This window comes from Hyphomonas sp. UBA4505 (assembly GCF_002388685.1).
Classification (GTDB): domain Bacteria; phylum Pseudomonadota; class Alphaproteobacteria; order Caulobacterales; family Hyphomonadaceae; genus Hyphomonas.
In genome coordinates this window covers 105564-117565 of the sequence record NZ_DGMZ01000009.1, presented here as the reverse complement: position 1 = coordinate 117565, position 12002 = coordinate 105564, and the positions used below count along the sequence as shown (strand labels likewise).

Here is a 12002-nt window from a genome sequence, read left to right as displayed (position 1 = left end):
GCATGTATGAAGCACTCTCAAGTTTCGCTCAGACCGGTGGCCTGGTCTATTTCGTCCTCATGTTTGCCGGGGCATTGATCTACGCCTTGTGGCCCAGCAACCAGGAAACATTCGACCGCGCCGCCAATTCTCCGCTTGAAGACAAGGGGCCGTCAAATGACTGATGAATCCAAGGATATTGACGAACATTCCGGCGTTGAGACGACCGGACACTCGTGGGACGGAATCAAGGAGCTGAACAATCCGCTGCCGCGCTGGTGGTTGTTTGTCTGGTACATGTCAATTGCTTGGGCGATTGTCTACATGATCCTGATGCCGGCCATACCTGCGTTGCCGGGACTCGGTACCAACACCAAAGGTCTTCGCGGACATTCAGATCGAGTTGAAGTCGCCAAGGCGGTGAGCGAACTCAAGACGGCGCGTGACGCACAATCCATCGTCCTTTTGGATGCTGGGCTCGAAAAGATCGAAACCGACCGCACCTTGCAGCAGTTTGCGTTGGCCATGGGTGAAAGTGCCTTCGGCGACAATTGCGCAACTTGCCATGGGGCAGGTGGGCGCGGTGCCATTGGGTACCCGGCGCTGGCGGATGACGTTTGGCTTTGGGATGGTTCCCTGGACGGTATCGAATACACGATCCGACACGGTATCCGTCACGATACCGATGATGGAACCCGCTTTTCCGCGATGCCGGCATTTGGACGAGATGGCCTGCTGAAGCGCAGCGAAGTGGATGATCTTGCGCAGTACGTTCTTGATCTGTCAGGGCACAGTGATGATCCGGAAGCTGTATTGCGGGCCGCACCAATCTTTCAGCAGCAATGCGCTACTTGTCATGGGGCGGACGGGACCGGGGATCGCACCCAAGGGGCACCAAATTTGACGGATGCAGAGTGGCTGTATGGTGACCGCGAAGCGGACATCGAAGCCACTATCTACAATGCCCGCAATTCCCACATGCCAGCTTGGGACGACCGATTGGATGACGCAACTATCAAGGCGATTGCCGTTTACGTACATTCGCTCGGCGGCGGCGAGTAGGAGCCAGTATGGCCAGCACAACCTTGATCGACCACGCTTCGGAACTCCCTGCCCAATCAGGCGGGGAGCCACCGCGGCATGAAGACCTCTACGCCAAGCGCAAGCAGATCTACCCCAAGCTCGCGCATGGCAAGTTCCGGACGATCAAATGGATTGTGATGGCCGCCACTCTGGGTGTTTACTATGGCTTGCCATGGGTAAGATGGAATCGCGGTGAAGGCATTCCAGATCAGGCTGTGTTGGCAGACTTCTCCAGCGAAAAATTCTACTTTTTCTTTATCGAACTCTGGCCGCAGGACATCCACTACATGGCTGGCGGGCTGATACTCGCCTCCCTATTGTTGTTTCTTGTGACCTCCCTGCTTGGTCGGGTCTGGTGCGGATACACATGCCCACAAACCGTTTGGACCGATCTCTACATATGGGTCGAGCGCGCCTTTGAGGGTGACCGTGCGACCCGCATGCGTCTCGACAAAGCACCTTGGACGGCAAACAAGATCGCGAGAAAATTGGGCAAACATGCTGTCTGGCTTGTTATCGCATTCTGGACCGGTGGCGCTTTCATTCTCTACTGGCATGACGCACCGACTGTCGCTGCTGGCTGGTTTACCGGTGATGCGCCCCTGACCGCCTATTGGTTCGCCGGAATCCTCACATTGACAACTTATTTCCTGGCAGGGACGATGCGCGAACAGGTGTGCACTTATATGTGCCCCTGGCCGCGCATTCAGGGCGCTTTGACAGATGAGCAGGCCCTCAATGTGACCTATCGCTATGACCGCGGTGAACCCCGAGGTCCGAAGCGTAAATCCGAGAGCTGGGACGACCGTGGCGATTGCATTGATTGCAATCAATGTGTTCAGGTTTGTCCGATGGGCATCGATATCCGGGATGGTGAGCAACTCGAATGCATCCATTGCGCACTATGCATCGATGCGTGCGACGAGATCATGGCGAAGGTAGATCGGCCCAAGGGTCTTATTGCCTATGATACACAGATTGCCGTGGCTGCGCGAAATGAAGGGCTGATCCCGCCCAAGCACAAACTGATTCGAGCACGTACTGTCGTCTATGCTGTCGTCATGCTTGCCATCGGGAGTCTGATGGCGTGGGGGCTTGCCACCAAGTCGACCATTGAAGCAAACATACTCAAGGATCGCTCGCCCCCCTTTGTCACCCTTTCGGACGGACGTATTCAGAATGGTTACACACTCAAGCTCGTGAACAAGGCAAGTGAACCCCGTACAATGCTGCTTGATGTCAGTGGATTGGAAGGGGGGGCGTTCAAGGTGATCGGTATGGAGCATGAAGGCAGCGACACGCTCGAATTGCCTGTGGAGGCATTTGGGGTGGATCGCTACCGCATCCTCGTAGTGGCAAATGCGACCGTTCCTCGCCGACAAGTGACGTTCACGGTGCGCGACGCGGCCACGGGTGAGACCGATGTAAACATATCTTCGTTCAGAGGAGATGAACAATGACAGACCATGCGCTGAGCGCTGACCCGAGTTCCAAGAGTGGAAAATTAACCGGATGGCATGTGTTCTGGATCATGCTGGGCTTCTTCGGTCTCATGTTCACGGTGAACGGTATTTTCCTCTATCATGCGATTACCAGCTTTCCGGGTGAGGATGTGAAGAAGTCCTACCTGCAGGGTTTGGACTATAACAGCACGCTGGAAGCGAAGGCCTCGCAAGACCTGCTCGGATGGAGCGCTGCGGCTGGCCTGTATGACGAAAATCTTGTGTTCAATCTGGCTGACTCCGCTGGCGAGCCCATATCGGCGCGTTTGGTATCTGTCGAGTTGCGCCATCCCGGCAGTACGACGCACGACGAGGTCGTAGTGCTCGAGTCTCATGGTTCAGGTGACTATGTCACGAGTGTTGCCGATTTACCGGCTGGTAGATGGGACGCTCGGTTCCAGGTCTTTGATGCTGAGGCAGACGAGGTGGTGTTCCGTGCGAACAAGCGGATCGTGATTCTGCCGTGACGACAGCGATTCCCTCCGTACCCGGATGCCCCTCTGGTCTTGCACCTGCAGCCACGCGAGATACCAAAAGGGGATATTCGGGCTTTGTTCGGATTGTCGGAGACGAGCGCGCGATTGATCTCGTTGTGCGGGGGGCGAAGTGCGGTGGCTGCCTCAGCAAGATTGAAAAATCCGTCTCGGCCCTGCCGGGTGTGACGCAGGCACGGTTGAACCTTTCGAGCGGACAGATGCGGGTGCGGTGGACCGGCCCTCTTGCCGCTGACCGGATTGCCCAGACGATATCCGATCTCGGTTATGGTGTTTCGGCGCAGGCAGCCGATACCGGCGCAGCCGACAAGGCGCGCGAAGAACGCTCCCTCCTCATCTCGATGGGCGTCGCAGGCTTTGCGGCCGCCAACATCATGTTGCTGTCGGTGTCTGTCTGGGCCGGACATGGCGAGATGGGCGAGGCGACACGCAAAACGCTGCATGCGCTCTCCGGGATAATTGCTCTTCCAGTCCTCCTGTTTTCCGGGCGCCACTTCTTTCGCTCGGCATGGGCCGCGCTCAGCAAGGGGCATGCGAACATGGATGTCCCAATCTCACTGGCGCTGAGCCTCGCGTTTGGGGTTAGCCTTTTTGAAACGATACGCGGCGGTGAACACGCCTATTTCGACGCCGTCGTGATGTTGTGCTTCTTCCTGTTGATCGGACGGTTCCTGGATGCGCGTCTCCGTCGGCAGGCGCATGCGGCAGCGAATGCCCTGGCGGCAATGCAGACAAGTGCTGTCACCCGCCTGAACGACAATGGAAGCGCCGTCTCTGTCGCGGCCAGCGACATTGCGGCAGGGGATCGCATCCTGCTCGCGCCAGGAGAGCGCGCAATGGTGGATATGCGTATTCTCACAGGCATCAGCGATGTGGATGAGAGCCTGGTGACGGGTGAATCTCTGCCTCGTACATTCTCTCCGGGAATGACGCTTCATGCGGGCGCGATCAACGTGACCGGACCTCTTCGTGGTGAGGCGTTGAAGGTCGCTGAAGAGTCGTTGCTGTCACAAATTGGCGAAATGCTGGAGGCTGGTGAGCAGCGCCGGTCTGCCTATCGCCGGATCGCCGACCGTGCCGTTTCCATCTACGTGCCGTTCGTTCATACGACAGCGGTGCTCGCCTGTGTCGGTTGGTTGCTGCTTGGCGCGTCACTACCAGAGGCGCTGATGATCGCCGTAGCGACCCTCATCATTACCTGCCCGTGTGCGCTCGCCCTCGCGGCGCCAGTGGCTCAAGTCGTGGCGGCGGGGCGACTGTTTCGCAAGGGCGTCTATCTACGGTCCGGGGATGCGTTTGAGCGTCTTGCCGAAGTGGATCATATCGTCTTTGACAAGACCGGGACACTTACTCTCGGTACGCCGAAACTAGAAGGCATTCAGCAGAATGGCTGCCCGGTGCCACTTGCGTCGACTGAGGCTGCAGCCATGCTTGCAGATTCCGCCAGCATGGCCCGTGTCAGCCATCATCCGCTTTCGCGCGCCCTCGTGGCCATGGCGGGACCGGGAACTGTGCTGGAAGGTGTACATGAAATTGCCGGGCGCGGTCTTGAGGCGGAAGTGGATGGTCAGGTTTGGCGGCTGGGCTCGGCCGGCTGGACAGGTGCGGCAGCGAAAGGCGCTCTGCTCGGCCCATCCTTGTGGCTAGACCAGGGCGACACTCCAGCGGTCCAATTTCGCTTCGTTGATGATGTACAGCCGGGTGCTGCTGAGGCGCTTGAGACGCTTCGAGACCAGGGCATCGAGTTGGAGATAGTGTCGGGAGACCAGAATAGCGCCGTTGCCTCGCTGGCTGGGGCCCTCGGGATCAGCGACTGGACCGGAGAAGCCACACCGCAGGAAAAGGTCGCCCGTCTGGAGAGTCTCCGCGCCGATGGCCGCCGCGTCCTTATGGTGGGGGACGGGCTGAACGATGCCGGCGCTTTGTCCCTGGCCCACGCATCTTTGGCACCGGGAGCCGCGATCGACATCACCCAGTCAGCGAGCGACGCCGTATATAGTGGGGGGCTCGAAGCCATTCCGGTCGTTTTGCGCGTAGCGAGAAAAACACGGTCGGTCATGCGGCAGAATTTCGCGCTGGCCGCTGCCTACAATGTTGTCGCCGTTCCGATTGCGGTGACCGGGCACGTAACACCTCTGATCGCCGCCATTGCCATGTCGCTGTCCTCAATTATTGTAACCCTCAACGCAATACGGCTGCAGATCGAGAACTAAAGGTCTATGACCATCATCATCTATCTCATTCCAGTTGCTCTGGCACTTGGCCTGCTGGGGTTGGGCGCGTTTGTATGGTCGATCCGCTCGGGTCAGTTTGACGACATGCAGGGACCTGCCTATCGCATTCTGGATAACGACGACGATACACCCGCCTGATCCAGCCGCCGACTGAGCGCACATGAACCGAGACGAATAATTTGGCCAAGCCGATGCAATTCTGCTTATTGAGCCGATGACGAAATTCCTCATTCTGGGGGGCGCACGATCCGGTAAAAGCGCCCGCGCGCAGGCTCTCGCAGAGGCCGCCTCGCCGCACCGCCTGTTCGTGGCAACCGCCGAGGCACTCGATGCCGAAATGACCGACAGGATTAAACGGCATCAGGCCGATCGCGGTGAAGGCTGGCGAACAATTGAAGCGCCGCTTGATCTGGTGTCCGTGATTCAGGGAGAGATCAATCCGGGTGAGTCCGTACTCATAGATTGCCTGACGCTCTGGCTCTCCAATCTATTCCACCACAATCGAGATATAGAGCAGGAAACTATGGCGCTTTGTAATGCGCTCCAGTCGTCACAGGTGCAGATTGCACTCGTCTCTAATGAAATTGGCCTGGGGTTGGTGCCGGAGACATCTTTGGGACGGGCTTTTCGGGATGCACAGGGGCGGCTGAACCAGAATGTTGCTGCTGTTTGCGATCAGGTGGATTTTGTCGCTGCCGGCCTTCCGCTCAGACTGAAAGGCTGAGCGCTTCCAGCAATCGCGTCTCTGCCGCTTCGTTCGCGATGAGGCCAAAACGCAGATGCTGGTTCGACCAGGAAAAGCGACGCACGTAAATGCCGCGCTCGGCGAGTCGTCTCCAGATCAGATGAGCATCTTCGCACTCAACAAACCGAAAAAGATTGGTTCCGTGAATCTCCTTGATTCCGGTGCCCACCAATATCTCGTCCAGACGTCTTCGGGCATCGTCAAGCCGCGCTCGTGTGCTGACTTGCCAGGAAGTGTCTTGATAGGCGCGCTTGCCAATGTCGAGCGCCAATCCGGATACGGGCCAAACACCGAGAAGGTTTGATATCGGTCGCAGTATATCTTCAGAAGCGATGATTGCGCCAAGGCGCAGGCCAGCGAGCCCGTAAAATTTTCCAAAGGACCGCAACACAATCAAGCCGGGTGCCCCGGCATACCGGGCGAGGCTGAACTCTGGTGCAAGGTCAGTATACGCCTCGTCCACGATCAACCATCCGCCCCGCTCTGCCAGCTTCGCACGAGCTGCCTCCAGTTCATCCGGATGGAAGAGACGCCCATCAGGATTGTTTGGGTTGCAGATGGCGACGGCGTCGACGTCACTGGATAAAGACAGGGGGGAAGTGGTTTCTATGACGCTACATCCGGCTGTGCGCCAAACTTGTGCATGATCCCCATAAGTGGGGGTCAGAACCGCGACACGTTTCGGAGAAATGATCTGCGGCAACAGCCGGATCAGCAATTCACTTCCAGGCGCAAGCGCCAATGTGTCAGCGGGCGCGCCAATGACCGATGCCATGGCGGCTCGGCATTGTTGATATGCGTCGCGGGTCGGCAGGGCATTCAGCGTATCTGGCGAAACATCCGGTACTGGATAGGACCACGGATTGATTCCGGTCGATAGATCTATCCATGGCCCTGACGCATTTGGAAATGCGGCGCGCATCTTGTCGAGGGAGCCACCGTGAACGAGATCGTGCCTCATAACATGTACGCTCCGAAAACGACCAATGCCACCAATGCGAATGCCATCGCGCATGAACGGCGGTACAGCGCCAGTCCCCTCAACACATCACCCCGCGCCGGATCTCTCGCACCACCATTTAGCCAGGGCTGACTGGTGGTGCGTCCTTCATATGCGCGCGGTCCCGACAGCCGAATGCCAAGCGCGCCCGCCATTGCAGCTTCAGGCCATCCAGCATTGGGAGAACGGTGTCGTCTTGCGTCTCTCAGCATCACTCTCCACGCTTGTCCCTTCAGGGAGGTGAAGGCGAGGAGCAAGCCCGTCAGGCGCGCCGGAAGGAAGTTTGCCGCGTCATCCAGTCTTGCGGCAAAACCACCGAACGCATAGTGCCGGTCACTGCGATGCCCGATCATCGAATCGAGTGTGTTGATGGCTTTGTACGCAGCAATTCCCGGCAATCCGAATACAAGCCCCCAGAATACCGGAGCAATCACGCCGTCAGACATGTTTTCGGCCAGGCTTTCCAGCGCTGCGCGCGCGATGCCATCTTCCTCCAGTTGCGCAGGGTCCCGGCCCACGATCAATGAAACCGCCTGGCGTGCTCCACTGATATCTCCGGTCGTTAGCGGTTTCGCCACGTCAGCCACGTGCGAATGAAGGCTACGGGACGCGATGAGGCTTGAGGCGATGGCTGCTTCAAGAACAGTTCCGACAAGCGTTGGAGGCAACAGGCTCGAAATGGCGTGCGCCAGAGTGGCGACACTCAATACGAGAACCGCACTTGCAAATCCGCCGATCAGGTAACGAACCCCGTGCGACCAATCCGGGCGGTTGAGCATCTGGTCCGCGGTGCCGATTACTCCGCCCAGCCATGTCACGGGGTGACCAATTCGGCGAAACAGTTGTTGAGGCCAGCCAATTGTAACCTCCAACCCCCATGCGCACAGTATCAACGGCGCGAACCCCATCAAGTTTTCCGGCGCCAACCAGGCTCCTCCGCAAGCTTCAGCAGCGCATCAACATCCACGGCTTGCTCGACGCCATCGGCCAATTCGTCCAGAGCGGTGTCCACCGCCGCACCATAGTCGAGATTTGCCCCGCGAAAATGTCCGGCCTGTTCCAGCCACGCGCGGCGAAACTCATTGCCTGCGAATGCTCCGTGCAGATATGTTCCTTCGATCCGGCCATTTGCGCTGCGCGCGCCATCCTGCTCCGCACCAAAATTTATGAATGGCCGGTTCGCATCAGGGCCTGACGTGCGACCAGCATGAATGACATAACCGGATGTAGTCGGTCCCAGGGCCGTCACGCCTCTGCTAACAGGTTTCACTTCCTTGTGCCGGGTCATGATCGTATCGACATCGAGCAATCCAAGGCCGGCTGCCTCGCCCGGGTCACCATCGACGCCGAAAGGGTCAGAGACCCGATTGCCAAGCATCTGGTATCCTCCACAAATACCGAGCACCCGGCCTCCCGCACGTGCGTGCGCGATGATGTCGTGGTCCCAACCCTGTGCGCGCAGGAAAGCGAGATCACCGAGTGTTGATTTCGTGCCAAACAGGATAACAACATCCGTGTTGCGCGGAATGGCCTGGCCCGGAGGAATCCAACTGAATTTGACGTTCTCCTCAAGCTTGAGAGGGTCGGCATCGTCGAAATTTGCAATCCGCGACAGTATGGGTGCCGCGATTTTCAAAGCCTTTCCAGAGGGTGTGAGCGGCGTGTCCAGGACGAGCGCGTCTTCGGCAGGCAGTTTCGAAGCGGCGGGCAACCAGGGTATCACGCCGAGGCACGGCCACCTGGCGCGGGTTTCGATTTCCGTCACGCCTTCATCAAACAGTTTCAAATCGCCCCGGAACTTGTTCACCAGAAAGGCGCGGATCATCGCACTGTCTTTCTTCTCAATTACATTCCGTGTTCCAACAAGACTGGCAATGACACCACCTTTTTCGATGTCGCCAACCAGACAAACGGGAACGCCCGCGCGTCGGGCAAACCCCATATTTGCTATGTCCCGGTCGCGCAGATTTGTTTCCGCCGGGCTGCCGGCGCCCTCGACAATGACCAGATCGTACGCATTGGTAAGTCGGCCAAAGCTCTCCATGACTGCGCCCATCAACTGGTCGCGATTGGCCATATAGTCTGCGGCTTCCATGGCATGAGTAGCCTTGCCATGCACGACGAGCTGCGCGGTGCAGTCTGTCTGGGGCTTCAGCAGCACCGGATTCATGTCAACATGGGGATCCAGACCTGCCGCACGCGCCTGCAGCGCCTGAGCGCGGCCAATTTCACCCCCCGTTGGACAGGCGGCGGCATTGTTGGACATGTTTTGAGGTTTGAAGGGGGCAACACTCAGACCTCGGCGCCGCGCGATCCGGCAAAGGGCCGCCGTCAGGACAGACTTGCCGACATCCGAGCCAGTGCCTTGCAACATCAGTGCGCGGGCGGTCATGCGGCACCGTCAATATGAATGTTCAGCCCCTCGACCCGTGCCGCAACGCCATAAATGTCTCTCATTCGCTCGGCTGTCAGTGTTTCGGACGGAGGGCCATCCGCTTCAATACGCCCATCCTTCATCCAGACCATGCGAGAGGCATAGCGTGCAGCGAGCTGAATATCATGGAGCACGACCAGTGCGCCGCCACCTTGGTCCACATAGGTGCGGATCAGGTCGAGAATCCGAAATTGCTGACGGGGGTCCAGCGCAGCTATGGGCTCATCCGCGATGAGCAAAGGCGCTTCGGCGGCAAACGCGCGCGCACAATGGACGCGGGCCAGCTCCCCGCCTGAAAGCGTATCCGTTCGGCGCCCCGCCAGTTCCAGAAGTCCGCAGGCCTGAAGCGCGCGGTCAACGGCTTCGGCGTCTAATCCTTTCAAGCGGCCCAACGGCGCTCCGTGGCTGAACCGCCCAAGGGATACGACGTCACGGACACTATTCGGCCAGGCAAGCGGCCGGGTCTGGGGAAGGTAGGCTATTTGCCGGGCGCGCTGCGTCGGTGAGAGAGCATCAACCGGTTTACCGCCAAGCAAGCTGAGCCCCGCACTCGCCGATTGCAGGCCCAGACCGGCGCGGATCAGGCTCGTCTTGCCCGCACCATTCGGACCAAGCAGCGCGACGAACTCGCCACAGCCGAGGCGAAAGCTGGCATCGTCTACCAGCACGCTCTCCCTTGCGAGAACGGAGATGTTTTCGACGACGAGATCAGTCATTTCCGGTCCGCCTTTGCATCGCGATCCAGACAAAAGCGGGTGCACCGATGAGCGCCGCGACAACGCCGAGTTTAAGCTCCGCTGACGTCGGCATCAGGCGAACGAAAATGTCAGCGACGACCAGGATCAATCCGGAGAACAGCGCAGACGGCACAAGCGAGCGCGCTGGGTCATGCCCGACGAAGGGACGAATGATATGAGGCGCAACAATGCCGACAAAGCCAATTGCTCCAGCCAGCGCCACCGCGCCACCGGTTGCCAGACCCGCGCCAACCACGGTGAATATCTGCTGGCGCCGCAGATTGAGGCCAATCCCTGCTGCTGCCTCTTCGCCGAGAGTTAATGCAGACAGACCGCGCCGCGTAGCAAACAGAGTTGCGCCGCCCGCAAGGATGAAGGGCGCCGCCAGCGTAATTTCGTCAAAGCTGCGATTGGCAACTGAGCCCAGCATCCAGTTGATCATGTCAGATAGTGAAAACGGGTTCGGTGCCAGGTTCATCAACAGGCTCATGGCCGCGCCAGCAAAGCTCGACAGGCCAACACCGATCAGGATGAGCGTGACAACAGACTGGGTGCGCAATGCGGCGATGGTAATGAGAGCTGTTGCCGTCAGTGCACCAATGATCGCGGCAATCGGTACGGCCCAGGGCGTGATCGAGGCGATCCCGTAATAGAGTGCGAACGTAGCCATAAGCGACGCAGACGCCGAGACTCCCAGAACCCCCGGTTCTGCCAGAGGGTTCCTCAGCAAGCCCTGCAAGGCAGCGCCGCTGATGCCCAGCGCGGCCCCGACGATATAAGCCGCGATCGCCCGCGGCAGCCGTATCTGCCAAACGACCAGGCGGTCGCCTGCTTCCGCTCCCCCGAAGAGGGCTGCCAGCAACCGGTCGGCGGGCAGGGCGGTTGATCCGAGGAGGCATGCCGAGAGAATTGCCAACACACTTGCGGCGATCAATGTCGGCATGAGCAGGGTTTCACGCGTCATTGTCCGTCCTTTCCGGCCAACGCCTCGACGGCATCCATCAAGAACCAGCCGCTGCACGAGGTCCACGCGCCTTCAAGCGATACGACTTCGCTCTGGGTAAGCTGCGCCTTTGCGACAGGGTGCTTCATCGGACTCCACGCGTCCGGATGATTGGTGCGCGATCCGAAGAAGGCAGCCGCTACGACATCAGGTTTCTCATAGGCAAGCGTTTCCAACGGGATGGATCGCCAGCCATGTTCTGTTTCCATATTGGTCAGGCCCCCCGCCACGATCATTTCATGAATCAGCGAGCCCGGTCCGGTCGTTACACCTGCGGGCGTCATGTACAATGCGGTCTGGCCAGTCTCGCGCTTTCTCAACCGCGCAAGGCGGTGTTGCATCTCAGTGTTCACGACCGCACCCCGTTCAGGCTCTCCCAACTCGTTGGCGATGCGTTGCGTGTTTTTCATCACGGAAGGAATGTCAGGCGTCCAACCAACTTCCACCACAGGCACGCCTGCCTTCTCGAAGAACGCGGCGGCATTCGGTCCGCCGCCATAGGACCGCACAACAAGGTCGGGCTTGAGGATCAGTACATTCTCGGCGTTTGGCCTGACGGTCGCGATGCCGTCGGCGGTGTTCCGCATATAGGAAAATTCCCGACCCGCATCCGGCGACAAGGCCAGGATGCGTTCCCGGTCGACAAGCTTCAAAACATACTGGTCGGCACAATAGTCGAGGCTGACAATCCGGGCAGGGCGCTCAGGCTTTGTGAGCACATTCTTGCCGGCCTGTCCGCAAGCAGACAGAAGAAGCGCAAGAATTGGGATCATCAGCCTCGACATGGAGAT

The 12002-nt window shown here is 58.9% G+C and carries 13 protein-coding genes; 7 read left to right on the top strand and 6 right to left on the bottom strand.

What is annotated here, in order from left to right:
* The first annotated feature begins 2 nt into the window (after nucleotides 1-2).
* The 7 genes from B3527_RS05760 (at nucleotide 3) to cobU (ending at nucleotide 6016) form a co-directional block, all read left to right on the top strand.
* Nucleotides 3-164, top strand: coding sequence for a cbb3-type cytochrome c oxidase subunit 3 (locus B3527_RS05760; RefSeq protein ID WP_206992951.1), 162 nt, complete (start codon nucleotides 3-5; stop codon nucleotides 162-164).
* Nucleotides 157-1041, top strand: coding sequence for a cytochrome-c oxidase, cbb3-type subunit III (gene ccoP / locus B3527_RS05755; RefSeq protein ID WP_290479310.1), 885 nt, complete (start codon nucleotides 157-159; stop codon nucleotides 1039-1041). The genes B3527_RS05760 and ccoP overlap by 8 nt, the downstream gene beginning before the upstream one ends.
* An 8-nt stretch (nucleotides 1042-1049) precedes the next feature.
* The gene (gene ccoG / locus B3527_RS05750) at nucleotides 1050-2522 is read left to right on the top strand and encodes a cytochrome c oxidase accessory protein CcoG (RefSeq protein ID WP_290479311.1); all 1473 of its coding nucleotides are present in this window, start codon (nucleotides 1050-1052) and stop codon (nucleotides 2520-2522) included.
* The gene (locus B3527_RS05745; protein WP_290479312.1) at nucleotides 2519-3031 is read left to right on the top strand and encodes a FixH family protein; all 513 of its coding nucleotides are present in this window, start codon (nucleotides 2519-2521) and stop codon (nucleotides 3029-3031) included. The genes ccoG and B3527_RS05745 overlap by 4 nt, the downstream gene beginning before the upstream one ends.
* On the top strand, nucleotides 3028-5271 hold the full coding sequence (locus B3527_RS05740) for a heavy metal translocating P-type ATPase (RefSeq protein ID WP_290479313.1): 2244 nt from the start codon (nucleotides 3028-3030) through the stop codon (nucleotides 5269-5271). Before B3527_RS05745 ends, B3527_RS05740 begins: the two co-directional genes overlap by 4 nt.
* 6 nt (nucleotides 5272-5277) lie before the next feature.
* Complete coding sequence (gene ccoS / locus B3527_RS05735; protein ID WP_084333195.1) at nucleotides 5278-5430, top strand: cbb3-type cytochrome oxidase assembly protein CcoS; 153 nt, start codon at nucleotides 5278-5280, stop codon at nucleotides 5428-5430.
* 76 nt (nucleotides 5431-5506) lie between these two features.
* Nucleotides 5507-6016: a bifunctional adenosylcobinamide kinase/adenosylcobinamide-phosphate guanylyltransferase gene (gene cobU / locus B3527_RS05730; RefSeq protein WP_290479314.1), complete on the top strand. Its 510-nt coding sequence runs from the start codon at nucleotides 5507-5509 to the stop codon at nucleotides 6014-6016.
* On the opposite strand, the gene cobD is transcribed toward cobU, so the two are convergent.
* Genes cobD through B3527_RS05700 form a run of 6 tightly spaced genes read right to left on the bottom strand, consistent with a single transcriptional unit; the run spans nucleotide 6000 to nucleotide 11996 of the window.
* Nucleotides 6000-6998: a threonine-phosphate decarboxylase CobD gene (cobD, locus tag B3527_RS05725; protein ID WP_290479315.1), complete on the bottom strand. Its 999-nt coding sequence runs from the start codon at nucleotides 6996-6998 to the stop codon at nucleotides 6000-6002. The two genes, cobU and cobD, sit on opposite strands and share 17 nt — an antisense overlap.
* Nucleotides 6995-7945, bottom strand: a complete 951-nt coding sequence (gene cbiB, locus B3527_RS05720; protein ID WP_290479372.1) for an adenosylcobinamide-phosphate synthase CbiB — start codon at nucleotides 7943-7945, stop codon at nucleotides 6995-6997. Before cbiB ends, cobD begins: the two co-directional genes overlap by 4 nt.
* Nucleotides 7945-9429 carry a cobyric acid synthase gene (locus B3527_RS05715; RefSeq protein ID WP_290479316.1) on the bottom strand — a complete coding sequence of 495 codons (1485 nt, stop codon included), beginning with the start codon at nucleotides 9427-9429 and terminating at the stop codon, nucleotides 7945-7947. The genes cbiB and B3527_RS05715 overlap by 1 nt, the downstream gene beginning before the upstream one ends.
* Nucleotides 9426-10187: an ABC transporter ATP-binding protein gene (locus B3527_RS05710; RefSeq protein WP_290479317.1), complete on the bottom strand. Its 762-nt coding sequence runs from the start codon at nucleotides 10185-10187 to the stop codon at nucleotides 9426-9428. The genes B3527_RS05715 and B3527_RS05710 overlap by 4 nt, the downstream gene beginning before the upstream one ends.
* Nucleotides 10180-11172: a FecCD family ABC transporter permease gene (locus tag B3527_RS05705; protein WP_290479318.1), complete on the bottom strand. Its 993-nt coding sequence runs from the start codon at nucleotides 11170-11172 to the stop codon at nucleotides 10180-10182. The genes B3527_RS05710 and B3527_RS05705 overlap by 8 nt, the downstream gene beginning before the upstream one ends.
* Nucleotides 11169-11996, bottom strand: a complete 828-nt coding sequence (locus tag B3527_RS05700; RefSeq protein ID WP_290479319.1) for an ABC transporter substrate-binding protein — start codon at nucleotides 11994-11996, stop codon at nucleotides 11169-11171. The genes B3527_RS05705 and B3527_RS05700 overlap by 4 nt, the downstream gene beginning before the upstream one ends.
* Nucleotides 11997-12002: the final 6 nt, after the last annotated feature.